The organism is Rhodococcus sp. 14C212, assembly GCF_011058195.1.
In the GTDB taxonomy this organism is placed as follows: domain Bacteria; phylum Actinomycetota; class Actinomycetes; order Mycobacteriales; family Mycobacteriaceae; genus Rhodococcus; species Rhodococcus aetherivorans.
Genome location: NZ_JAALEH010000003.1, coordinates 177661 through 200424, shown reverse-complemented (window position 1 = coordinate 200424; position 22764 = coordinate 177661). Strand labels below are relative to the sequence as shown.

Here is a 22764-nt window from a genome sequence, read left to right as displayed (position 1 = left end):
TGTGCCGCCACGGCTGGAAATGATCCGACACCGTCGCCGAATCCATCCCCCGCTCCTCGGCGAGCACCGCCAGCTCCACCAGCTCCCGCGGCCCGAACTGCTCCGCCGACGCCTTGTACCCCAACTTCAGACCCTGCGACACCACGAACTCCTCGTCGTCGGAACCTCGGAAACGACGGCAGGACGCGCCGCGGCACGCAGCCGCGAGTTCGCGTCCTGCCGTTGTCGTTTCCCGTTACTTGATGGCGAAACCGCGATAGCCGTCGGCCGCGACGTCGTCGCAGATCTCGCGGTAGGTGTTGAGCCCACCGACGTAGGACATGATCACCCGCGGCTTGCCCGGCACGTTGGCGCCCGTGTACCACGAGTTGCCCTCGGGGTAGAGCGTGCCCTTCGCCAGTTCGTTGTTGAGCTCGGTCCAATCGTGCGTATACGGCTCGAGCGCCTCGAACCGGCGAGCGCCGCGCTGCTCGAGACGTTCGATGCAGTCGGCGGTCCACTCCACGTGCTGCTCGATCGCGCACACCACGTTGGTGAGCACGTTCGGGCTTCCGGGGCCGGTGAGCATGAACATGTTCGGGAACCCGTCGACCGCGATCCCGAGGTACGTGACGGGTCCGTCCTGCCACTTCTCCTGCAGCGTCTCGCCGCCGACGCCGGAGATGTCCATCTTCAGCAGCGGACCGGTGATCGCGTCGAATCCCGTGGCGAGGACCACCGCGTCGAGTTCGCGCTCCGTTCCCCCGGCCCGGATGCCCTTCTCCGTGAACTCCTCGAGCGGCGCTTCACGGAGGGAGACGAGCTCGACATTCTCCCGGTTGAAGGTCTGGAAGTAGTTGGTGTCGAGCGTGATCCGCTTGGCACCGAGCGGATAGGTCCGCGGTGACAGATGTTCGGCGAGCTCGGGGTCCTGCACGACCGCGCGGATCTTGCTGCGGAAGAACTCGGCGATGGTCTCGTTGGCCTCCCGGTTGGTGAACAGGTCGGGGTAGGCGGCGATGAGGTCGATCGCCCGGTGCCGGTTCCACCGCTCCTCGTAGGTCGCCCACCGCTCCTCCGGGGAGTGCTCCAGCGCGCCGACCTCGAGGGTGTCGGTGTACTGACCCGACGGGGTGGTCTTCGAGGTCGCCTTGAACGTCTCGATGTTCTCCTTGAACTCCCGCTTCTCGTCCTCGGTGAGGGGGCGGTTGCCGCAGTCGAGGCTGAACGCCGGAGTCCGCTGGAACACGGTCAGTTTCTCGGCCTGCTCGGCGACGAGCGGGATCACCTGGACGCCGGACGAACCGGTACCGATCACCCCGACCCTCTTGCCGGTGAAGTCGACTCCCTCGCGGGGCCAGTCGGCCGTGTGGTACGTCGCGCCGCGGAAGTTCTTCAGGCCCGGGAAGTCCGGCGTCTGCGATGTCGACAGGCAGCCGACCGCGGTGACGAAGTACTTGGCGACGGCGACGTCACCGGCGTCGGTGGTGATCGTCCACCGGTCGGTGTGGTCGTCGAACCGGGCCGAGTCGACCCGGGTCCGGAACCGGAAGTGCTTCTTCACGTCGAGCCGGTCGGCGGCGAAGTTCAGGTAGCGCAGGATCTCCGGCTGCGCGGGATAGCGTTCGGTCCACTCCCACTCGTCGATCAGCTCGGGCGAGAAGGTGTAGGCGTATTCCATGCTGATGCAGTCACATCGGGCGCCGGGATAGCGATTCCAGAACCAGGTGCCGCCCACGCCGTCGGCCGCTTCGAAGGCGCGGACCGTCAGGCCCATCTCCCGCAGTCGGTGCACCATGTAGATGCCGGAGAAACCGGCCCCCACCACGATCGCGTCGAATTCCTCCGGAGCTTCCTCGAATCCCATGCCGGCCTCCGTCTTCATCGGGCGATGTCCGCGCCGGCGAGCACGTCCTCGACCGCCTCGACGACGTAGTCCATGCCGTCCTTGGCGCCCGGCAGGATGTTCACGAACTGGAAGAAGCCGTGCATCTGGCCGGTGAACACCTTCTCGCGCACGGGCACTCCGGCCGAGCGGAGCGCGTGCGCATACTTGCGGCCCTCGTCGTGCAGGACGTCGTGCTCGGCGATCAGCACCGCGGCCGGGGCGACACCGTCCAACGATTCGGCGTTGATCGGGGCGGCCTCCCAGCGGGTGCGGTCCGTCGCCTCGGGCACGTACAGGTCCCAGAACCACACCATCGCGTCGCGGGTGAGCATGAGCTCGTTCGCGGGGTCGAGGTAGCTGGGTGTGTCGAAGTCGCAGTCGATGACGGGGTAGGCGAGGAACTGCAGGGCGAGTTCGGGACCGTTCTCCCGGGCGGCGCGCTGCGCGACCACCGCGGCGAGGTTGCCGCCGGCACTGTCCCCGCCGACGATCAGCGGGGCGTCCGCGGCCGCGTAGGTGGCGCGGTTCGCCGCGAGCCACTGCAACGCGGTCCACGCGTCGTCGGCGGCGGAGGGGAACCCGTGCTCGGGAGCGAGCCGGTAGTCGACGAGGGCCACGGCGCAGCCGGTCCGCTCGGCGAGCTGACGGCCGAGCGTGTCGTACCCGTCGAGGCTGCCGACGACCCAGCCACCGCCGTGGAGATAGACGATCACGCCGCGGGCGTCGTCGGTCGGGACCAGGACGCGAACCGGCACCTCGTGTCCGTCGGCACCGGGGACGGTGATGTCGTCGACTCGGGCCATCTCCGGCCCGGGACCGCACAACTCGATGAACCCGTCGCTCATGGTGCGCGCTTCCTGCGGGCTCATCTCGTGCAGCGGCGGGCCGCCCGCCTCGGCCATCTGGGCGAGGAACGCGGTGGTGGCGGAATCGAGGGCCATGGCATCTCCTTCGTGTGAGGCATGGGTTTCGACAGACGTCGACAACTCCCGATCGGATGCGCAGAGTCGGCGTCCAGCGAGTGATGCACATCACCATAACCATACGCATGATTATTTGCAATACCGACGCGCCCAGGTCTTTATCTATGCGCATCATTGGTCTAGCGTGGACGCGAGAGTTCCGGGGGCATCTCCCCGCATCTACTACGGAAGGCCACCGACCATGACTGCCGGAAATCAGGACACCGCGCTGCAGAGCCCCATCGACACCGTCGTCTCCGACCGTGCCTTCCTCGAGTGCCCGCGCTGGCACGACGGACGGGTGTGGGTCTCGGATCTCTATCGGCACGAGGTGATCTCGATCGGCGCCGACGGTGCGGTGACCGTCGAGGCCACCCTCCCCGGCGACGAGCCCTCCGGCCTCGGCTGGCTGCCCGACGGCCGCCTGCTCATCACCGCGATGGAGTCCGGGCGGATCATGCGCCGCGAGCACGACGGCGAGATCGTCGTCCACGCCGACCTCTCGTCGGTCGCCACCGGCAAGCTCAACGACATGGTGGTCGCCGAGGACGGCACCGCCTACGTGGGCAGCTTCGGCTTCGAGTTCAAGCGCGACACCCCGATCGCGCCGGCCAACCTGATCCGGGTCGCGCCCGACGGGTCCTTCACCGTCGAGGCCTCGGATCTCCGCTTCCCCAACGGCATGGTGATCACCCCCACCGGCACGCTGATCGTCGCGGAGAGCATGGGCAACAAGCTGACTGCCTTCGACATCGGCCCCGACGGCCGGCTCGGTGGGCAGCGCACCTGGGCCGCGTTCGGGCCGGACCTGCCCACCGACTCGGTCAAGGCCGCGATGAGCGCCGCGGCGGTCGCACCGGACGGCATCTGCCTCGACAGCGACGGTGCGGTGTGGGTCGCCGACGCCCTCAACCGGCGGGTCATCCGCGTCGAGGAGGGTGGCGCGATCACCGGAGAGGTCGTGTTCCCGACCGGGGTGTTCGCGTGCATGCTCGGCGGCCCGGAGGGCAACACCCTCTACGCCTGCGCCGCGCCGAATTCCTCGGAGGCCGCCCGCCGCCACACGCGCGACGCGAGCCTGCTCGCAACCCGCGTCGGCGCCACCCACGGCGGTCGCCCGTAGGACCACGGAACAGACAGGGAAGGGCGGCGATTCGTCGAATCGCCGCCCTTCCCCGAGGACTCTGATCAGTACGGGGCGTAGGCCGCCGCCGAGGCCGGCTGGTCCAGCACGCGGTCCACGGTGATGCGCTTGCGCTCGATGAGCAGGGCCCCCGCACGCTCGGCGAACGTGTCGGCGTAACGCCCGTACAGCCGCTGCGTGCCCTCGGGGCCGGCCACCGTGGCCTCGAAGTACGCGTCGACCCGCACCCGGCCGGCGCCCTCGTCGGACACGCGAACGTTGGTGATCGCGTGGCGGGAGAACTCCGCGCCGGACTCGGCGAAGGCGCGGTAGACCCCGAGGAACTCCTCGGGTCCCACATCCTCCTTGCCGTTCTGGGTGATCGAGACGTCGTCGGTGATCAGCGCGCGCAGGGCGTCGAGGTCGCCCTCGTCCACGGCGGTCGCGTACGCGTACATCAGGTCCTCCGCGCGGCGTGCGAGATCGGGGGATACCGCAGTCATATCGGGTCCTTCGCTTTCGTCGGTGCCGGATACCGGGGTGCGCCCCTCTCGCGGAGGGACGCACCCCGCACCGGTCGTGGGTCAGGGAAGCTGGATCAGCTTGGTCTCGAAGAACGCGTCGAAGCCCTCGATGCCGCCCTCGCGGCCGAGACCGGACTGCTTGTAGCCGCCGAAGGGCTGCACGACGCACATCGCGTAGCCGTTGACGGAGATCTGGCCGGTGCGTACCCGTCGCGCGATGCTCTGGGCCAGCTCTTCGTCCTTCGCGTAGACGGAGCCGGAAAGGCCGTAGTCGGAGTCGTTGGCGATGGCGACGGCCTCGTCGATCGAATCGAACGGGATGACCACGAGCACAGGCCCGAAAATCTCCTCCTGCGCGATGCGCATGTCGTTCGAGACGTCCGCGAACAGGGTCGGCTCGACGTACCACCCGCGGTCGAGGTGGGCGGGCTTGCCGCCACCGGTCACCAGACGGGCACCCTCCTTCTTGCCGACCTCGATGTAGTCGAGCACCCGCGTCTGCTGACGCTCGGCGGCGAGGGGGCCGAGAACTGTGTCCTCGTCACGGGGATCACCGACCTTCACGCTCTCCATCACCGCCTTGATCGCCTCGACGACCTCCTCCTGGCGCTCGCGCGGGACGATGATGCGGGTGAGGGCGGCGCAGACCTGCCCCGAGTGACCGATGCCGCCGAACACCATGCCGGGCAGGAAGGTGTCCAGGTCGATGTCGTCGGCGATGATCGCGGCAGACTTGCCGCCCAGTTCGAGGGTGACCCGCTTGATCCGCTCGGCGGCCCGGCTCATGACGACGCGGCCGGCCGCCGTGCTGCCGGTGAAGCTGATCTTGTCGACATCCGGGTGGCTGACGAGGTAGTCACCCACTTCCCGTCCTGCCGGCACGACGCTGATGACGCCTTCGGGCAGGCCTGCGGCGTCGAGCGCCTCGGCCAGCATCATCATCGTGACGGGCCCCTCCGGGGCCGGCTTGAGCACCACCGTGCAGCCCGCGGCGAGTGCCGGCGAGATCTTCAGCGAGCCGGTCGCAACCGGACCGTTCCACGGGACCACGACCGCGACGACCCCGATGGGCTCACGCACGATCTTGCCGTGCCCGCCCTTCCAGGTGCGCTCCTCCTCGAACGCGAAGCGCTCGTGGAACGTGGCAGCGTCGTCCCACATGTCGACGGCATTCTGATGGAACAGAGTGGAAACCGCTGCGGGGGCGCCCAGTTCGAGGGTGAAGGCCTCGGCCATCTCCGGGATGCGCTTCTTCACCTCGTTCCCGACGCGCACGAGGATCTCCGCCCGCTCGGCGGGCGTCATCCGCGGCCAGGGGCCTTCGTCGAACGCCTTGCGCGCCGCCGCGACGGCGCGGTCCATGTCCGCCTCGCGCGCCTCGGGCACGGTCGCGATGACCTCGCCGTTGATCGGGGAGATCACCTCGATCACCGCGTCGCTGGACGGTTCGACCCACGATCCGCCGATGAACAGCTTGTCGTAGCTCTTCAGCTGGATGGGAGTGGCTGTGGTCATGCTGTTTTCCTCCACTCGACCGCGGACTCTCGCCACGGCGACTCGATGGATGGGATGGGAGTACTACTTCGCTGCCGGGGCCGGTGCCTGCAGGGGTGCCGACAGATCCCGGATCGCGTCCGGATCCACGACGGCACCGCGGTCGATCGCCATGCGGGCCTGCACCATGTGCCGGGGGGAATCGACGCTCAGGTGCGCGGTGAGCTGCCCGGCGGCATCGAACCAGGCCGCACCCCACTTGCCGTCCACACCCTCGCGGAACACCATATCGTCGGATTCGCTTCTGTGTCCGACGAATTGGATTTTGTGTCCGAACTGGTCGCTCCAGAAGTACGGGACCGGATCGAAGACGGGTGGCGCCTGCGGCCGCAGGAGCGCGCCGGCGACCGTCGCCGGCCCGGTGCGCGCCTCGTCCCAGTGTTCACCACCGAGTCGCGTCCCGAATCGGGGCGACCACCGCATCGCGACGTCTCCGACGGCGAACACCGACGGGTCGGAGGTGCGCAGCGACTCGTCGACGACGACCCCGCGGTCGATCTCGAGTCCCGAGCCGGTCAGCCAGCCCACGTCGGGCCGCACTCCGATACCGGTGACGACGACGTCCGCCGGCAGTGCGGTGCCGTCGTCCAGTGTCAGCCCGTCGGCCGTGACCTCGCCGACGCCGGTGCCGCAGCGCAGATCGACTCCGTCCCACCACGATCGCATCCGCTCGGCGACCTGCGCGCCCAGCGGTCCCGCGAGCGGCCGGGACCCGGCCTCCACACAGGTTACCGAGCAACCGAGAGACAGTGCGGTCGTGGCAATCTCGGCGTTGATCCAGCCGGCACCGACGAGAACGACGTGGGCTCCCGGGCGCAGCTCGGCACGAAGCCGCCCGGCGTCCGCGGCGGTGCGGAGCGCGAGTTGCCGGCCCGCCCCGGGCAGCGTGACCGGGGCCGCCCCGGTCGCGACGACCAGCGCGTCGTAGGAATGCTCGCCGGCGTCGGTGTGCACCGCCCGGGCTGCGGTGTCGAGCGCCCGGGCCCGGACACCGAGGCGCAGTTCGACGCCGAGCGCCGCGTAGTCGACGTCGAACGTGGTGTCCTGCGCCTCGACGAGTGCGGATTTGCTCAGCGGCGGCCGGTCGTACGGCGGGGTGGGCTCGGCGCAGATCAGTTCGAGCTCGCCGTCGAAGCCTTCGGCGCGCAACGCCTCACACGTGCGGAGCCCGGCGAGGCCGCCGCCGACGACGACGATTCTTCGGCCGTTGAACACGGCGTTCCCCTGTCCTGTCGATGAATCGGATGGTGCGGTGGGTGCGCTCGATACAACTCAGTACAAGGTGTAGTCCGACAGCACGCGCGGGCCCGGTGTATAGGTGGCCGGGATCCGCTGCCAGCCCATGTTGGTGCCCTGATGCGGGTACCGCTCGAGCGCGGAGAAGTCCACCTCGTAGTCGGGCATCCGCTCGAGAATCTGGGTGATGAGCGTCTTGGACATGTAGCGGCCGAGATGCGATCCGGCGCAACGGTGTACGCCGATTCCGAATGCGGTGTGCCGGTTCGGCCACCGTTCGATGTCGATCTCGTCCGGGTTCTCGAAAAGCTTCTCGTCGCGATTGGCCGACGACCAGGACAGCAGCACCCGATCGCCCTTCTTCATGGGGCAGCCCTGGAAGTCGGTGTCCTTGGTGACGGTCCGGGCGAGCGCCTGGGTGGGCGAGAAGTACCGCAGGAACTCCTCGACGGCGTGGTCCATCAGGCTCGGATCGTCGATCAGCCGCCGGCGCACGGCCGGGTGCTCCGCGAGCCACACCAGCGCCTGGCTCACCAGGGACGCGGTGGTACCGACACCGCCGGCGAGCAGCAGATCGACGATCGAGTACATCTCGAAGTCGTTGAGCGGACGACCGTCGACCTCCTGCTGCACGAGGTAGCTGATGATGTCGTCGGTGGGGTTCTCGCGACGGGCCCGGATGGTCTCGCGCATGCGGTCACCCAGGTACGGGAAGTCGACCTCCATCGCGTGGCGGTAGTCGTCACTTCCCGGAATGCCGGCGAGCGCCTGATGATGCGCATGGGAATAGCGTTTCCAGTCGGCGAGGTCGAGACCGAGCCAGTCCACCGTCACGATGGAGGGAACCGAGATTACCGAGGTGAGGTCGCACTGCCCGTCCTCGATCACGCTGTCGATGAACCCTGCGGTGTGGCGGTCGACGAGCGCCTTCATCCGCTCGACGGCCGCGGGTGCCGTGATCGGGTTGACGATCTTGCGGTACTTGCGGAATTCCGGGGGGTCGAGCTCGATGGGGATGTGGAAGTGCATCGGCGTCTTCGGGATGACGACCGAAAGGCCTTCTCCCCCATATTCGTTGCGCGCGGACGAGAACGTCTCGTCGTCGCGGGCGGCTTCGAAGACCGAGTCGTAGTCGCTGAGCACCCAGTACCCGCCGTGCGCCTCCGTCCAGGCGACTCGCTCGTTCTGGCGGACCTTGCGGTACGAGGCGACCGGATCGGCAGAGTGCTCCTGCGAATTGTGGTCGAAGTTGATGACGGGGCAACGATTGCGGCTGTCCATCGCGTGGACCCTCCTGCGTCGGATCGGGCATCTCCTGCTAATGGTTATAACAGATGATATAGTAGTGTAGATCACACCGCCAGCCCGGCTATCAAATCAAATGTTCAACGAGCTGGCATCCTCGATATCCGGATGACGGAAGGAGCGACCGATGAAGGTTGTTGTCGACGAGAACCACTGCCAGGGCCACGGGCTGTGCTTCATGACCTCCCCGCAGGTCTTCGCGCTGCGCGAGGAGGACGGCCACGCGTACGTCCTGCCCGGGGGCGACGACCCGGCCAACGAGCACGCCGCACGCGAGGCCGCCGCGTCCTGCCCCGAGCGTGCGATCTCCGTCGTCACCGAGTGACGACACCTTCCGAGCGGCCGGCACGACGGAGGAAGGGGCCCCGGGTTCGACCCGGGGCCCCTTCCTCCGTGTGCGGCCGTGCGCCTCAGCCCAGGGCGCGGTCCCACTGGATGACCTGTTCGAGCAGGTCCGGGTACTTGCGCTGCGCGTACCTGCGGTAGGCGTTGATGTGGTCGCGCATGCGTTCCTCGGATCCGATCGGGTCCCCTTGCGAGAGGGACTCGTAGATCTGGGTGTGCGCGACGATGATGGCCTCGCGCCGGTGCGGTGGGTAGTCGATCCCGATCGCCGTGCCGTCCATGATTCCGAGCAGCGAATCGACCATGTACCCGAACAGCGGATTACCCGAGGACCAGGCGATCAGATCGTGGAAGTTCTTGTTCGCCTCGAGGAACTCGTGCTGATCGCCGAGCGAGCCGTGCATCCGGTCGATGGTCTCCTTGAGTTCGACCAGCGTCTCCCCGCTGATGCGCTGGGCAGCCAGGCGGCTGATCATCGGCTCGAGGGCGGTACGCGCCTCGATGATGACGCTGAACGGGGCGTCCTGGAGCTGCATGAGAAGAATGAGCGAGCTCGCGAGGTGGGACGCATCGGGATCCAGGATCACCGGACCGCCTCGGGGGCCGGGTTTGAGGGCGATCACGCCCTGGAACTCCAGCAGCCGCAGCGCTTCCCGCAGCGTGCCGCGGCCGATCTCGTACTTCTCGAGCATGACCCGCTCCGACGGCAGCAGATCGCCCGCCGCCAGGTTCTGCCTGGTCGCGTCCCTGATGATGTGCTGCGCCACCACCATGGCAGCTTTCGGCGCCCGTCCTGTGATCATCGCGCCTTCTCCTCCCGAGAGCACCGGCCGGTTCGGGAACGTTGTCCGGATGGGACACTCCCCCACTTCCCGATGGCTCAAAATAATGCTAACGATTATAACGTACAGTTCGTGTCTTGGAGCCCTTCCGGCGAAGAGACACTTCCGGACCCGGCCCCGCATCCCCGGTACCCCGCCGAGCCGATCCGGGAACCTCGACCGAAGGAGTTCCGATGAGCAGTCCCACCTCCACCACCACGAGCGTCGTTCTCGAATCCGTCGACTCGAGCCTGTGGATCCGACTCAACCGGCCCGAGCGCCGCAACGCCTTCGATGCCGAGATGTGCGCGGTCATGGTCGACGCGCTCCACGAGGCCACCGAGTACCGCTCGGTGGTCATCACCGGCTCGGGGGGAAGCTTCTGCGCCGGCGGCTCGCTCGGCCAGCTCAGCCAGCCCACCGTCAAGGAATTGCGCGGTCTCTACCGTTCGTCGCTCGAACTGTTCGACGCGATCCGCACCTGCCCCCGCCCGGTCGTCGCGGCCGTCAACGGTGCCGCGGCAGGCGGGGGCAACGAACTGGTGGTGGCCTGCGATCTTGCCGTCGCCGGCCGGTCGGCAACCTTCGGTCAGACGGGTCCCCGCGTCGGCAGTTCCCCGGTCAGCGGCGCCACGAACGTGATGGGAGTCCAGATCGGCGAGAAGCGCGCCAAGGAGCTGTCGCTGCTGTGCCGGCGCTACCCGGCGGAGCGCGCCTACGAGATGGGGCTGGTGAACGAGGTGGTCGACGACGAGCTTCTCGAGGAGTCCGTCCGCTCGCTGTGCCGCGAGTTCGAGGCGCTGAGCCCGCGCTACCTCGAGATCACGAAGGTCAGCTCGAACATCTGGTGGAACTCCGCCCGGGACTCGTTCAGCAACGGGCTCGGCATGCTCGTCCAGGCGATCGGCAGCGCCGACATGATCGAGGGTGCGCAGGCATTCCTGGAGAAGCGCAAGCCGCAGTTCCCGCCCGCCGAATAGGCACACGTTCGATAATGGTGCACATCAATGTGCACAATCGCGTGCACAATGAGTACAGTGCACAATTCGGATCGTCCGGGGAAGTTGCCCGACCGATCCGCCGACACGGCGAGCACCCGCTCCGCCGTGACAGCCTCCGCTTCCCGGAAGTCAGGAGGCCTAGAGGCTGAGGAGGTTCCGTGGCTGCAATGTCGAGAGGCCCGAAGACGTCGCTGGTGGTCGCCCAGCAGATCGTCCGGGATACGGCGCGAAAAGGTCTGCAGCCCGGGGACCTGCTGCCCCCGGAGAAGGCGATGCTCGAGGAGTACCAGATCGGCCGCGGCACCCTCCGCGAGGGACTGCGGCTGCTGGAGTTCCAGGGCATGATCGCCCTCAAGCCGGGACCCAAGGGCGGTCCCGTCCTCCTCGATCCGGACGCGTCCCATCTGGCGAGCACCATCATCCTGCTGATGCAGCTCCAGAACGCCTCGCTCAGCACGATCGTGGAGGCCCGCACCGCCCTCGAGCCCGTCATCTGCCGCCTGGCCGCCGAGCGGATCAGCGACGAGAACCTGCTCGAGCTGAAGCAGTCCGTCGACCGCATGCAGCAGTCGTTCGACACCGCGGACATCGACACGTTCCTCGAGACGAACAAGCAGTTCCACGACGTCATCGCCTGGTCCACCGGCAACGCGCTCTTCGGCTACCTGACGGACGCGCTGCTGCGGATCACCGGCGGCACGGTGATGGGCGTCGATCATCCCGCTCCGCTGCGGGAGACGACCCTGAAGGCGCACCTCCAGATCTTCGAGGCGCTGAATTCGCACGACGCGGACCTGTCCGAGGACCGGATGCGCGACCACATCAACGAATACGTCCGGTACGCCGAGCGCAAGTTCCCCGAACTCCTGAGCCAGGTCCTGCCCTGGAACCAGGCGCTCGGCGGCTGAGCCGCAGCTCACCGGCGAGAACAGCACTCACCGCGGGCCCGCACCGAGGATCTACTCGGCGCGGGCCCGTGGCGTTTCCACCCCGGACGGCCGGTCTCGCACAGTGGACACGGCTCGGCGCGCGCCACCTGTTCGCCTGGGCGCGTCGCCCTATTGCTTATATCCATGCGTATCGTTATGGTGATAGTGATCACATGCACACATCGCGATCCCATTCGCGGAGCACGCGCCGGCGCCGTACGCCGCCCCGCCGCTCTCCGCGCCCTTCACCCCCGTTCGTCACGAGGAGAAGCCATGAAGACCATCGGAGCACTGCTGTGGGAGCCGGGAACCCGGTCCGGTTGGAGCGTCGAGGAAATCGAGATCGATCCCCCGAAGAGCCGGGAGGTTCGGGTCAAGCTCGCCGCCTCCGGAATCTGCCACAGTGACGACCACGTCGACACCGGCGACATCCCCCTCGACTGGGCGCCGATCATCGGCGGGCACGAAGGTGCGGGCGTGATCGAGGAGCTGGGCCCCGACGTCACCGGCTTCGAGGTCGGCGACCACGTCGTCCTGTCCTTCCTGCCGTCCTGTGGCCACTGCAAGATGTGCACCATCGGCCGGTCCAACATGTGCGAGATGGGCGCCGGCGTGCTCGGCGGCTTCGCACCCGACGGCACCCATCGCATCCACGCCCGGGGCCAGGGTGTCGGCCCGTTCTCCTACCTCGGCACCTTCTCGCCGTACGTCGTGGTCAACATCGACTCGTGCGTGAAGATCGGCAAGGACATCCCGCTCGACAAGGCCGCACTGATCGGCTGCGGCGTCCCGACCGGCTGGGGCTCGTCCGTCTATGCGGCGGACATCCAGCTCGGTGACACCGTCGTCGTCATCGGCACCGGCGGTGTCGGCATGAACGCGGTCCAGGGCGCCCGGCACAAGGGCGCCAAGAACATCGTCACGATCGACCCCGTCCAGTACAAGCGCGACCAGGCCAAGATCTTCGGTGCCACCCACACCACCGAGAACTTCGAACAGTGCCGCGAGGTCGTCGACCAGCTGACCGAGGGGCAGGGCGCCGACGTCGTCATCATCACCGTCGACATCGCCTACGGGCACCTGCTCAACCCGGCGCAGGAGATGACCCGTCGCGGAGGCACCCTGGTGCTCACGTCGGCGGCGCCGGTCACCCAGCGCGACGTGCCGTTCGACCTGTTCACCTTCGCGATGTCGGGCAAGCGCCTGCAGGGCACCCTGTACGGCACCACGACGGCCCGTCGCGACATCCCGCTCATCGCCGACATGTACCGCCGTGGCGAGTTCAAGCTGGACGAGCTGGTCACCAAGACCTACAAGCTCGAGGACATCAACACCGCGTTCAAGGATCTCCGCGACGGCAAGAACATTCGCGGCGTCATCATGTACGACGACTAGATCGGCACACGCGATTCCCCGGGCACATCGTCGCCCGGCACGGGCCGGGACGGGGGTCCACCCCCCCGTCCCGGCCCGATCCGTGTACCTCCGACAGGAACAGAGCCGATGACTGCCTCGAATCTCGCGGACCTCGATTCCGCCGCCCTGAGCCGCCTCGTCGCCAAGGACGAGATCCGGGACCTGGCCGGACGTTACGCCCTGGCCGTGGACGACCACGATATCGATACGGTGCTGTCGATGTTCACCGAGGACGGTGTCTTCGAGGTCGCCGGCACCGAACTGCGCGGCCGTGAGCAGATCCGCCCCTTCTACGTCTCCAGCATGGACCGGTACCACACCATGCTGCACACACCCGAGATCCACCTCGTCACGATCGAAGACGACTCGCACGCAAGCGGAATCATGACCGGTCACGCCGAACTGGCGGTCCACGACACGCTGATGATGACCGCGTTCCGATACCGTGACCGATACGTGCGCCGGGACGGCACATGGCTTTTCGAAAGACGCACCGTGTCGTTCATGTACGCGGTACCGTTCGAGTCGATGGGCTCGAGTTTCCGTACCACCAAACGGATTCGGTGGCCCCAGACCCGATACACCGAGGCCGACTATCCGGAGTCGGCTCCCACCTGGAACACCTACCGCTGACGGCGGATCGGGCCCGTCGGCGGCCCCGAAGGAGCAGCTATGACAGGACGGGTAGCAGGTAAGGTCGCTTTCATCACGGGCGCGGCCAGGGGCCAGGGACGCAGCCATGCGATCCGCCTCGCCGAGGAGGGCGCCGACATCGTCGCTCTCGATGTGGCCGAGGACATCGAGAGCGTCACCCGCTTCTACCCCGGCGCCACCGAGGACGACCTGGCCGAGACGGTGCGCGCCGTGGAGGCGCTGGATCGCCGGATCATCGCCCGCAAGGCCGACGTCCGCAACTTCGACGCCGTCAAGGCCGTGGTCGACGAGGGCATCGCCGAACTCGGCCGGATCGACATCGTCGCCGCCAACGCCGGCATCTTCCTCTTCGGCGACGAGACGCACCTGGTGAGCGAACGCGACTGGGACGACGTCCTCGACATCAATCTCAAGGGCGTGTGGCACACGTGCAAGGCCGTCACCCCGCACCTGATCGAACAGGGCACCGGGGGGTCGATCGTCATCACCAGCTCCACCGCCGGACTGAAGGGCACGCCGAACGTCGCGCCCTACACCGCGAGCAAGCATGCCGTGGTCGGCCTGATGCGCACGCTCGCACTGGAACTGGGTCCGCACGGCATCCGCGTCAACACCGTGCATCCCACCGGCGTCGCCACGGACATGATCCTCAACGAGGCCTGCTTCCGGCTCTTCCTCCCGGACGTCGAACATCCCACCCAGGAACAGGCCGCACCGGTCTTCGCCACCACCAACGTCCTGCCCGTGCCGTGGATCGAGCCGATCGACATCTCCAACGCGGTGCTGTACCTGGCCTCCGACGAGGCCCGGTACGTCACCGGCACCGAGCTGAAGGTCGACGCCGGCTACACCCTCCGCTGATCCGGCCGGACGAACGGGAGACCACATGACTGCTCGACTCGACACACTGCGCCTCGATCCCGCCCACCCCGCCGCGGTCGCCGAACGCTGGCTCGCGGACTTCGCCGGTGCGCTCCGATCGGGGAGCACCGACGACCACCCGGACGCTCTCGCCACGGACGCGTGGTGGCGCGACCTGCTCGCCTTCACCGGCGATCTGCGCAGCCTGCACGGCGAATCGGCGATCCGCCCGCTGCTCACCGGCGCGGCGGAGCTCGAGGTCCGCGACGAGGCGCTCGATTCCGCCACCCCGCCGGTTCTGCTGCCGACGGGCGACGGCCCGCCGGTCGTACAGCTGCTCTTCCGTCTCACCATCCGGTTCGGACACGTCCGTGGCGTCGCGCGACTGACCCCGGACGATGCGGGCCGCTGGCGCGCCACCGCCGTGCTGACTGCGCTGGACAGCCTGACGGGCGCCGAACCGGCTGTGGGAGAGCGTCGTCCGAACGGCGCCCCGGAACCCGGCGAACGCGTCACCACCCACTGGTCCGACCGCCGGCGCGTCGCCACCGAGTGCACCGAGCGGGATCCGGAGGTCCTCGTCATTGGCGCCGGACATTCCGGTCTCGGGCTCGCCGCCTACCTCGGCGCGATGAACGTCCACGCGCTCGTCGTCGAGCGCAACGAGCGTGTGGGTGACAACTGGCGCAACCGCTACGACTCGCTGGTGCTGCACGACCCCGTGTGGTCGAACCATCTGCCGATGATGCCGTTCCCACCCACCTGGCCGGTGTTCACACCGAAGGACAAGATGGGCGACTGGCTCGACATCTACGCCCGAGCCATGGAACTGAACGTGTGGACCCGCACGGAACTCGTGAGCGCCTCGTACGATCCCGCGACGAAGCGGTGGGAGGTGCTGCTCGACCGCGGCGGTGAACGGCGGGTGCTGCGCCCGCGGCACGTGGTCCTGGCCACCGGCCTGAGCGGCACCGAGCCGCTCGTACCGGACATCCCCGGGACCGGAGAATTCGCGGGCGAGCTGCTGCATTCCGGCCGGTACACGACGGACCCGCGACGGAGCGGCCGTGACGTGGTCGTCATCGGCACCGGGAACAGCGGCCACGACATCGCTCAGGACCTGTACAACACCGGCGCGCACGTGACCCTCGTCCAGCGGGGCCCGACTTACGTCGTCGGCGGCACCACCGTGGTCGACGTCATGCTGAAACCGGCCTACGGCGAGAACACCGCGCCCACCGAGATCGCCGACCTCGTAGGAGCGTCGTTCGCGCGACGGGACGAGGGGTTCGTCGACGGACTGCGCACCGCGGTCGCGGCCATGGCCGACATCGATCGCGACCTGCTCGACGCCCTGAGCGCCCGGGGATTCCGTCATCACCTGGGCGACGGCGGAACCGGAGCGATGGACCTCTTCCTCACCCGGAACGGCGGCTACTACATCGACGTCGGAGCGTCCCGGCTCATCGCCGACGGGACGATCGGGCTGGTCGCAGGCAAGACCGTGGAACGGTTCGTTCCCGAGGGAGTGGTCCTGTCGGACGGCACCCTCGTGCCCGCCGACACCGTCGTGTTCGCCACCGGGTTCCGGGGCATCCTCGACACCGCCCGCCGCATCCTGGGCGACGCCGTCGCCGACAGGTGCGGGCCGGTCTGGGGCCTCGACGACGAGGGCGAGATCCGGTCGGTGTGGCGGCGCTCCGGTCACGACGGGTTCTGGTTCAGCGGCGGCAATCTCACCCTCGCCCGCATCTACAACAAGTACCTCGCACTCCAGATCAAGGCCGACCTGGACGGCATCGACCTGCCGTCCGTTCCCTGACCCCCTCCCATCGAGTACATCGGAGACCGACACATGCGCGCCGACGACATCAACGAGATCATCCGCATCACCCATCTCTACGCCCGTGGCCTCGATCGATTCGACCCCAAGGAGGCACTGTCCGCCTTCGCATCCGACGGAGCGTGGGACGCCAGCGCCGTGGGCCTGACCCGGTACGAGGGCCACGAGCAGATCCTCGACTTCTTCGAGCGGGACGCACAGGCAGTCGACAAGCAGTTCCACATCATCACCAACCACGTCATCGACTTCGAGGACGACGACCACGCCACCGGTACGAACTATGTCTTCTCCGAAGCGGAGATGAAGAACGGCGCCGCCATCAAGGCAATCGCGCTCAACGAGGACCGCTACGTCCGCACCGCCGACGGCTGGAAGATCGCCGAGCGGATCATCACCGGTCTCACCACCCCGCAGATGGACGGTTTCGACGCCTGACCGGAGCACGGCAGCAACACACGCGGCAGGGGTGGGGACTTCGCGGTCCCCACCCCTGCCGCGTGTCCCCGGTCAGGGGTCCCCGATCAGATGTCCTTGGTGATCTCGTAGAAGTCGAACGAGACGCCGGCCTGCGCGAAGTTCTCGAGGTCGGCGGCGCCCTGCTGCCCTTCCGGAGACGCCATGTCGGCGAGCATGGCGTCCTTGCTGTCCCAGTCGCACACCGCGATCAGGAAGTGCTGCGGGGTGCTGCCGTCGGGGGTGGAGCACACGCCCCACTCGAAGTTCCTGATCCCCTGCTGCTTCAGCGCGAGCTTCGAGTGGACGTTCCGGTAGTGGTCGAGGAACTTCTCGGGATCCTCGGGGTGGTTGTACGCGGCGACGAGTCGGTACATGTCGACCTCTTTCCATGGTGATTCGGAGATTTCCGGGTGGAAGCGGCCCCGCACGCGGGGGGCGTGGAAACGCCCGCCAAATATATCCGCTCCCCACCTTTGATTATATCCATTCGCATTGATAGAGTGATACCCGTCACAAACTTTTCCGCGGCCGGTAGATCATCCGGTCGCATCGCGCCCCCGCCGGGCACACCGAAGCCGCGAGCCCGGCGGCGACATCGGCACATCCGATCGAATCCCCCAGTCAGAGAGGCCATCCGATGACTGCAACCCCCACCTCCACCACTGCGAGCGAGGTCGACGCCGTCGTTGTCGGCGCCGGCTTCGCAGGGCTGTACCTGCTGTGGAAGCTGCGCCGCCACGGCTACACCGCCGTCGCGCTCGACAAGGGCGAGGAGGTCGGCGGCACCTGGCACTGGAACCGCTACCCCGGCGCCCGCTGCGACGTGGACAGCCACGACTACTCCTTCGGGTTCGACGAGGAGCTCGAGCAGGAGTGGGAGTGGAGTGAGCGCTACCCGTCGCAGCCCGAGCTGCAGGCGTACCTCTCGCACGTCGCCGACCGGTTCGACCTGCGCCGCGACATCCGCCTCGAAACCACCGTCACCGAAGCCCGTTTCGACGAGGGCGAGCAGAAGTGGCACGTCCGCACCGACAAGGGCGACGAGTACGTTTCACGGTTCTGCCTCATGGCCGTCGGCTGCCTGTCGGTCCCGAAGGACGTCGACGTCCCGGGCCTCGACAAGTTCCAGGGGCCGATCTACCGCACCAGCGAGTGGCCGGAGGAGGGAGTGGACTTCACCGGTCTCCGGGTCGCCGCCGTCGGCACCGGATCCTCCGGTGTGCAGGCCATCCCGGAGATCGCCAAGCAGGCCGGCCAGCTGACCGTGCTGCAGCGCACCGCCAACTTCGTCATTCCCGCCCGCAACCACAAGCTCGATCCGGAATTCGTCGCGAACGTCAAGGCGAACTACCGCGAGCGACGCCGTGCCTGCCGGACCGCCGCCGCCGGCTGCATCCGCGACGACAACCCCAAGGCCGCGTTCGACGTCAGCGACGAGGAGCGGTGGAACGAGTACGAGAAGCGTTGGCAGGGAGGCGGAATCGCCTTCCTCGGCGCGTTCGCGGACCTGATGGTGGACCAGCGGGCGAACGACTCGGTGTGTGACTTCATCCGGGCCAAGATCGACGAGATCGTCGACGATCCGGACGTCGCGGACAGCCTCAAGCCGTTCGGCTACCCGATGGGGGCGAAGCGGCCCGTCGTCGGCACCGACTGGTACGAGACCTTCAATCGCGACAACGTCGAAATGGTCGACCTGCGCAAGAAGCCCCTCGACAGCTTCACCGCACACGGTATGCATCTCGCCGACGGCACCGAGTACGAGTTCGACGCCGTCGTTCTCGCCACCGGATTCGACGCCTTCACCGGCGCGTTCACCCAGATCGACATTCGCGGCCGGGGCGGCCTGCCCTTGCAGAAGGCGTGGCAGGAGGGCCCGAAGACACACCTCGGCCTGGGCACCGCCGGCTTCCCCAACATGTTCATCATCGCCAACGTCGGCAGCCCGTCGGTGCTGTCGAACATGGTGACCGCCATCGAGCAGCACGTCGAGTGGACAGTCGAGACGATGGATCACATGCGCGAGAACGGACTGACCACGATCGAGGCCACCGAGGAAGCGCAGAACGCGTGGGTCGAGACGGTCGAGGAGATCGCGAACATGACCCTGTGGCCGCAGGGCGAGTCCGGGTCGTGGTACCGCGGCGCGAATGTGCCCGGTAAGCCGCAGATCTTCATGCCCTACGCCGGCGGCATCGTGCTCTACGAGCAGACGTGGAACGAGGTCCGGGACGCCGAGTTCAAGGGATTCGTCCTGACCTGATGCGGCGGATCTCGCGCCGGGCGATCGCGACCAGCGGTCGTCCGGCGCGTTTCGCTGCGTCGTTCGTGTCGCGCGGGAGGATCTCGCGCCGAGCGGGAGGATTTCGCGCCGAAACGCGAGAAGCGACGACGACAACCTCCCGATCGACACAGCAACATCCCGCTCGTCGACGACGGACACCGAAACGGGGGTGCAGGCCCGAACGCCCGCACCCCCGTCGTGGTGTCCGTCAGATCAGCTTCGCGAGCGCGAATGCCTGACGGGTGGCGAACACCAGCCGGCGCGGTGCGTAGGCGTCACCGAGGATGTGCACCTCCCGCTCGCCCTCTGCAGCCGGGCCGTCCTTGATGCTCTCGTACAGATCGGCGTCCCCGATGCCACCGCAGGCGAGCACCACCGAGTCGAAGCCGTCGACCTGGTGCGTGCGCCCGGAGTAGACGTTGCGGGTGACCACTCCGGTCGGGGTGATCTCGACGACGTCCTCCATGAACCGGTACTGCACGCCCTTCTCGTCGAGGCGCCCGAGGATCGCGCCGACGATGTAGCGGCCGAGCAGCTGGCCCGCGACCTGAGTCGCGTAGACGAGGGTGACGTCGTGACCGCGATCGGTGAGGAAGTCGGCGAGCGACAGCGGCGGCATGTGATCGTCCTGCGCGACGATCAGGACCCGCTTGCCGACCGCGGCGTCGCCGTTCAGGACGTCGCGGATGTCGGCGACGTTGTCGCCGTAGACACCCGGGATGTCCGGGATCCGGCGGGTGGATCCGGTGGCGACCGCCACCACGTCGAATCCGGCGGCCTCGATCTCCGCCTTCGTCGCCGCGTGCCGGTAGTCGATCTTCACGCCCGCCCGCTCGAGCCGGCGCTGCTGCCAGTCCAGGTACTTCTCGAACATGTCGTACGTGGGCGCGTTGATCGCGGTGCGCAGCTGGCCGCCGAGCACCTCGGACGCCTCCCACAACTCCACGTCGTGGCCCTTCTCCCGGGCCAGGGCCGCGAACTCCATGCCCGCCGGGCCGCCACCGACGACGAGCACGCGCCTGGGGTCGGTCACGGTGGGCCACGGCCCGTCGACCTCGTTGCTGGTGACGGGGTTGACCGCGCAGCCGAACGGCAGGCCCTCGACGTAGCGGCGGCTGATGCACTCGTTACCGCCGACGCAGGGCCGGATCTCGTCGACGCGGCCGGTGCGCACCTTCTCGATGATCGACGGCTCGGCGATGTGCGCACGGGCCATGCCGACGACGTCGGCGTCGCCGGCCGCGAGGATCCGTTCGGCGACGTCGGGGTGGTTGATGCGGCCCGTGTGCACGACGGGCAGCGACACCGCCCGCTTGAGCTGCCCGGCGAGATCGCTCCACTGGCCGGCCTCGTAGAAGTGCGGCTGGATGTAGGACGGGTTGCCCCACGGGCTGCCCACCACGCCGTGGAAGTAGTCGACGAGGCCGGTGCTCTCGAGGTACTGCGCGATCTCGATGGCCCCGGTGATGTCGTAGCCGCCCGGGACCTCCTCGCGCAGGTTCAGCCGGATGCCGATGACCATGGACGATCCGATCACGTCGCGGATGGCCCGCAGCACCTCGACCGGGAACCGGCAACGGTTCTCGATCGAGCCGCCGTACTCGTCGTCACGCTTGTTGGTCAGCGGCGAGAGAAAGTACTCGAGCAGATCGTCGTGGTTCATGTGGAGTTCGACGCCGTCGAGGCGCGCCTTCTGGGCCTGCTCCGCACAGAACTTGTACCGGCCGACGAAGTAGGCGATCTCGTCCCGGTTCAGCCTGTGCGGAACGTTGTTGATCACCGGAGCACTCAGGACCGACGACGCACCGTGCGGCATGCCGCCCTGGTGCACCATCTGCCCCGTCGCCACCGCGCCCTCGGCGTGCAGGGCATCCGAATACGCCTGCACGCGTTCGACGAAGATCGGCAGGCTGTAGTGGCCCTCGACCGTGGCGCCGACGCCGGTGGGCTCGAACCCCGGGATCACACCGGTGTTCGGCACCCAGGCACTGAGGCTGTCGAACCATGCGGCTCCGCCCCTCGCCCGGGACACGTAGTAGGCGAGGTTGCGTTCGGCGTCCGCCTCGGACCCGAAGATGTTGCCGATCGCCGAGGCGTGCGGCGGCAGCACCACGCGGTTGCGCAGTTTCATCGGGCCGATCTGGAACGGCGAGAGCAGATGGGCGTAGGCGGAGTCCGGATCCGCGGTCATATCGTTCACTCCTTGTTCGGTCGAGACCCGAGCGAGCCGCCGCGCCCGTCGCCCGGCATCCTGGTCGAGTCGTGACTGACCGCGATGCGCACGGGACGGACTTCCAGGACGACTCGGTTGGGGCTGTCCAGCAGTCGCTGGAAGGCTGCGGGATCGGTCGGAGCATGGCGCTGCGCGAACGCCGGATAGAACCAGCGTTTGGTCTCCGCGTCGGCGTGGACGGTGACGCGGCCGCGGACGGCGAGCATCCGCCTGCCGGGCAGGCCGGTGCCGGCATTCGAGATCACGAGCGTCACACGGGAATCGCGCATCGCGGCACGTACGTGCGCACGGTCCTTCGCGGCGGTGAGCCAGAACCGGTCGCCGTGGTGCAGGTAGCTCATCACCACCCCGGCGGGCCACCCGGCCGCCGTGCTGAAGGCGAACGTACATTCGGTCTGCGCCGCAACGAGTTCGGCGATGCCTGCCTCGTCGACCCGCAGCGTACGCAGATCCTCGTTGTCGTCGATTCCGACGGCCATCGTCACATCACTTCACGTACGCGCCGGCGTCCACCGGGAACGTGACTCCGGTGACGTACCGTGCCTCGTCGCTGCCGAGGAACAGCACCGCGTTGCTGATGTCGATCGATTCGACCCAGGGCACCGGCAGCGTGTTGAGCGACATGAAGCCCGGCATCGCCTTCTCCTGCGACGGCTCCGGATCTCCCGGGGAGAACATGCCGTACGTGCCGGGGTTCTGAATCATGATGGTGTCGACGTTCGTCGGGTGGATGGTGTTGACCCGGATGCTGTGGGGGCCGAGCTCGTTCGCCATGGTCCGCATGAGCCCGACGATGCCGTGCTTGGCGGCGACGTAGTGGGCGACCTGCTGAATTCCCTTGAGGCCACCGATCGAACTGGTGAACATGATGGACCCACCACGGCCCTGCTCGATCATCGTGGGGATCGCGACGACCGCGGTGTTGAAGACGCCGGTGAGGTTGACGTCGATCATGTCGCGCCACTGCTCGGCGGTGAGTTCCCACGAGCGGCCGTAGGTGGCGATGCCGGCGTTGGCGACCACGATGTCGACGCCGCCGAGCTGTGCCACCCCGTCGTCGAAGGCGCGCTGCAGTGCCGCGCGGTCCCGGACGTCGGCGCGGTGCGCCACGATCCGCCGGTCGAGAGCCTCGACGAGCCGGACTGTCTCCTTCAGCTCGTCCTCGGTGGCCAGCGGGTAGTACGGGGTCACCGAGTCGATGTTCTCGCAGATGTCGACCGCGATGATGTCGGCGCCCTCCTCGGCGAGCCGCAGCGCGTGGCTGCGACCCTGGCCGCGGGCGGCCCCGGTGATGAACGCGACCTTGCCTTCTACTCGTCCTGCCATGATTGTCGCCCCTCTCGTGGGAAA

The 22764-nt window shown here is 67.8% G+C and carries 21 protein-coding genes and 1 pseudogene; 10 read left to right on the top strand and 12 right to left on the bottom strand.

From position 1 onward, the window contains the following. The 3 genes and pseudogenes from G6038_RS03070 to G6038_RS03060 form a co-directional block, all read right to left on the bottom strand. A pseudogene (locus tag G6038_RS03070) lies at nt 1-142 on the bottom strand (glucose-6-phosphate dehydrogenase (coenzyme-F420)); the annotation flags it as partial. 93 nt (nt 143-235) lie between these two features. Further along, nucleotides 236-1846: an NAD(P)/FAD-dependent oxidoreductase gene (locus G6038_RS03065; RefSeq protein WP_165035850.1), complete on the bottom strand. Its 1611-nt coding sequence runs from the start codon at nt 1844-1846 to the stop codon at nt 236-238. Between the two features lie 14 nt (nt 1847-1860). Next, nucleotides 1861-2808 (bottom strand): alpha/beta hydrolase, encoded by a 948-nt coding sequence (locus G6038_RS03060; protein ID WP_165035849.1) that lies wholly within the window; start codon nt 2806-2808, stop codon nt 1861-1863. A 223-nt stretch (nt 2809-3031) separates the two neighbouring features. On the opposite strand from G6038_RS03060, the gene G6038_RS03055 reads away from it, so the two are divergent. After that, nucleotides 3032-3952, top strand: a complete 921-nt coding sequence (locus G6038_RS03055; RefSeq protein ID WP_100056949.1) for an SMP-30/gluconolactonase/LRE family protein — start codon at nt 3032-3034, stop codon at nt 3950-3952. A 65-nt stretch (nt 3953-4017) separates the two neighbouring features. Here G6038_RS03055 and G6038_RS03050 read toward each other — a convergent pair whose 3' ends face one another. From G6038_RS03050 to G6038_RS03035, 4 genes are all read right to left on the bottom strand, one after another. Further along, nucleotides 4018-4455 carry a nuclear transport factor 2 family protein gene (locus G6038_RS03050; protein ID WP_165035848.1) on the bottom strand — a complete coding sequence of 146 codons (438 nt, stop codon included), beginning with the start codon at nt 4453-4455 and terminating at the stop codon, nt 4018-4020. An 81-nt stretch (nt 4456-4536) separates the two neighbouring features. Continuing rightward, nucleotides 4537-5991, bottom strand: coding sequence for an aldehyde dehydrogenase (locus tag G6038_RS03045; protein WP_017679788.1), 1455 nt, complete (start codon nt 5989-5991; stop codon nt 4537-4539). 63 nt (nt 5992-6054) lie between these two features. Then, nucleotides 6055-7245: an FAD-dependent oxidoreductase gene (locus tag G6038_RS03040; protein ID WP_165035847.1), complete on the bottom strand. Its 1191-nt coding sequence runs from the start codon at nt 7243-7245 to the stop codon at nt 6055-6057. Nucleotides 7246-7302: 57 nt separating this feature from the next. Next, nucleotides 7303-8547, bottom strand: a complete 1245-nt coding sequence (locus tag G6038_RS03035; protein WP_165035846.1) for a cytochrome P450 — start codon at nt 8545-8547, stop codon at nt 7303-7305. A gap of 151 nt (nt 8548-8698) precedes the next feature. Here G6038_RS03035 and G6038_RS03030 point away from each other — a divergent pair, with 151 nt between their 5' ends. Beyond that, nucleotides 8699-8896: a ferredoxin gene (locus G6038_RS03030; RefSeq protein ID WP_003938422.1), complete on the top strand. Its 198-nt coding sequence runs from the start codon at nt 8699-8701 to the stop codon at nt 8894-8896. 85 nt (nt 8897-8981) lie between these two features. Here G6038_RS03030 and G6038_RS03025 read toward each other — a convergent pair whose 3' ends face one another. Continuing rightward, nucleotides 8982-9719 (bottom strand): FCD domain-containing protein, encoded by a 738-nt coding sequence (locus tag G6038_RS03025; protein ID WP_240918265.1) that lies wholly within the window; start codon nt 9717-9719, stop codon nt 8982-8984. Between the two features lie 212 nt (nt 9720-9931). Between G6038_RS03025 and G6038_RS03020 the strand changes: the two genes are divergently transcribed. The 7 genes from G6038_RS03020 to G6038_RS02990 all read left to right on the top strand — a co-directional run bounded on the left by G6038_RS03020 (nt 9932) and on the right by G6038_RS02990 (nt 16876). After that, nucleotides 9932-10717, top strand: a complete 786-nt coding sequence (locus G6038_RS03020) for an enoyl-CoA hydratase/isomerase family protein (protein WP_165035845.1) — start codon at nt 9932-9934, stop codon at nt 10715-10717. Between the two features lie 188 nt (nt 10718-10905). Beyond that, nucleotides 10906-11646 (top strand): FCD domain-containing protein, encoded by a 741-nt coding sequence (locus G6038_RS03015; RefSeq protein ID WP_165035862.1) that lies wholly within the window; start codon nt 10906-10908, stop codon nt 11644-11646. 294 nt (nt 11647-11940) lie between these two features. Then, entirely contained in the window at nt 11941-13062 is a 1122-nt protein-coding gene (locus tag G6038_RS03010; RefSeq protein ID WP_165035844.1) for an NDMA-dependent alcohol dehydrogenase, read from the top strand. Between the two features lie 108 nt (nt 13063-13170). Continuing rightward, nucleotides 13171-13716: an SgcJ/EcaC family oxidoreductase gene (locus G6038_RS03005; protein WP_165035843.1), complete on the top strand. Its 546-nt coding sequence runs from the start codon at nt 13171-13173 to the stop codon at nt 13714-13716. 39 nt (nt 13717-13755) lie between these two features. Continuing rightward, nucleotides 13756-14598, top strand: coding sequence for a mycofactocin-coupled SDR family oxidoreductase (locus G6038_RS03000; protein ID WP_029546539.1), 843 nt, complete (start codon nt 13756-13758; stop codon nt 14596-14598). A gap of 25 nt (nt 14599-14623) precedes the next feature. Next, nucleotides 14624-16420, top strand: a complete 1797-nt coding sequence (locus G6038_RS02995) for an NAD(P)/FAD-dependent oxidoreductase (protein WP_165035842.1) — start codon at nt 14624-14626, stop codon at nt 16418-16420. Nucleotides 16421-16453: 33 nt separating this feature from the next. Continuing rightward, a complete protein-coding gene (locus G6038_RS02990) occupies nt 16454-16876 on the top strand; it encodes a nuclear transport factor 2 family protein (protein ID WP_165035841.1) in 423 nt (140 codons plus the stop codon). Between the two features lie 86 nt (nt 16877-16962). On the opposite strand, the gene G6038_RS02985 is transcribed toward G6038_RS02990, so the two are convergent. Next, a complete protein-coding gene (locus G6038_RS02985) occupies nt 16963-17271 on the bottom strand; it encodes an EthD family reductase (protein ID WP_165035840.1) in 309 nt (102 codons plus the stop codon). Nucleotides 17272-17534: 263 nt separating this feature from the next. On the opposite strand from G6038_RS02985, the gene G6038_RS02980 reads away from it, so the two are divergent. Continuing rightward, a complete protein-coding gene (locus G6038_RS02980; RefSeq protein ID WP_165035839.1) occupies nt 17535-19160 on the top strand; it encodes an NAD(P)/FAD-dependent oxidoreductase in 1626 nt (541 codons plus the stop codon). A 229-nt stretch (nt 19161-19389) separates the two neighbouring features. Here the strand turns inward: G6038_RS02980 and G6038_RS02975 are convergent, their stop codons facing one another. The 3 genes from G6038_RS02975 to G6038_RS02965 are packed head-to-tail and all read right to left on the bottom strand — an operon-like array spanning nt 19390 to nt 22740. Then, entirely contained in the window at nt 19390-21372 is a 1983-nt protein-coding gene (locus G6038_RS02975; protein WP_165035838.1) for an FAD-dependent oxidoreductase, read from the bottom strand. Between the two features lie 5 nt (nt 21373-21377). Continuing rightward, nucleotides 21378-21893 carry a pyridoxamine 5'-phosphate oxidase family protein gene (locus G6038_RS02970; RefSeq protein ID WP_165035837.1) on the bottom strand — a complete coding sequence of 172 codons (516 nt, stop codon included), beginning with the start codon at nt 21891-21893 and terminating at the stop codon, nt 21378-21380. 7 nt (nt 21894-21900) lie between these two features. Then, the gene (locus G6038_RS02965) at nt 21901-22740 is read right to left on the bottom strand and encodes a mycofactocin-coupled SDR family oxidoreductase (protein WP_006934097.1); all 840 of its coding nucleotides are present in this window, start codon (nt 22738-22740) and stop codon (nt 21901-21903) included. Between the last annotated feature and the right edge of the window lie 24 nt (nt 22741-22764).

Coding starts and splice junctions, on each gene's coding strand:
- G6038_RS03065 (WP_165035850.1), bottom strand. CDS start 1,846: ATGGGATTCGAGGAAGCTCCGGAGGAATTCGACGCGATCGTGGTGGGG.
- G6038_RS03060 (WP_165035849.1), bottom strand. CDS start 2,808: ATGGCCCTCGATTCCGCCACCACCGCGTTCCTCGCCCAGATGGCCGAG.
- G6038_RS03055 (WP_100056949.1), top strand. CDS start 3,032: ATGACTGCCGGAAATCAGGACACCGCGCTGCAGAGCCCCATCGACACC.
- G6038_RS03050 (WP_165035848.1), bottom strand. CDS start 4,455: ATGACTGCGGTATCCCCCGATCTCGCACGCCGCGCGGAGGACCTGATG.
- G6038_RS03045 (WP_017679788.1), bottom strand. CDS start 5,991: ATGACCACAGCCACTCCCATCCAGCTGAAGAGCTACGACAAGCTGTTC.
- G6038_RS03035 (WP_165035846.1), bottom strand. CDS start 8,547: ATGGACAGCCGCAATCGTTGCCCCGTCATCAACTTCGACCACAATTCG.
- G6038_RS03030 (WP_003938422.1), top strand. CDS start 8,699: ATGAAGGTTGTTGTCGACGAGAACCACTGCCAGGGCCACGGGCTGTGC.
- G6038_RS03025 (WP_240918265.1), bottom strand. CDS start 9,719: ATGATCACAGGACGGGCGCCGAAAGCTGCCATGGTGGTGGCGCAGCAC.
- G6038_RS03020 (WP_165035845.1), top strand. CDS start 9,932: ATGAGCAGTCCCACCTCCACCACCACGAGCGTCGTTCTCGAATCCGTC.
- G6038_RS03015 (WP_165035862.1), top strand. CDS start 10,906: ATGTCGAGAGGCCCGAAGACGTCGCTGGTGGTCGCCCAGCAGATCGTC.
- G6038_RS03010 (WP_165035844.1), top strand. CDS start 11,941: ATGAAGACCATCGGAGCACTGCTGTGGGAGCCGGGAACCCGGTCCGGT.
- G6038_RS03005 (WP_165035843.1), top strand. CDS start 13,171: ATGACTGCCTCGAATCTCGCGGACCTCGATTCCGCCGCCCTGAGCCGC.
- G6038_RS03000 (WP_029546539.1), top strand. CDS start 13,756: ATGACAGGACGGGTAGCAGGTAAGGTCGCTTTCATCACGGGCGCGGCC.
- G6038_RS02995 (WP_165035842.1), top strand. CDS start 14,624: ATGACTGCTCGACTCGACACACTGCGCCTCGATCCCGCCCACCCCGCC.
- G6038_RS02990 (WP_165035841.1), top strand. CDS start 16,454: ATGCGCGCCGACGACATCAACGAGATCATCCGCATCACCCATCTCTAC.
- G6038_RS02985 (WP_165035840.1), bottom strand. CDS start 17,271: ATGTACCGACTCGTCGCCGCGTACAACCACCCCGAGGATCCCGAGAAG.
- G6038_RS02980 (WP_165035839.1), top strand. CDS start 17,535: ATGACTGCAACCCCCACCTCCACCACTGCGAGCGAGGTCGACGCCGTC.
- G6038_RS02975 (WP_165035838.1), bottom strand. CDS start 21,372: ATGACCGCGGATCCGGACTCCGCCTACGCCCATCTGCTCTCGCCGTTC.
- G6038_RS02970 (WP_165035837.1), bottom strand. CDS start 21,893: ATGGCCGTCGGAATCGACGACAACGAGGATCTGCGTACGCTGCGGGTC.
- G6038_RS02965 (WP_006934097.1), bottom strand. CDS start 22,740: ATGGCAGGACGAGTAGAAGGCAAGGTCGCGTTCATCACCGGGGCCGCC.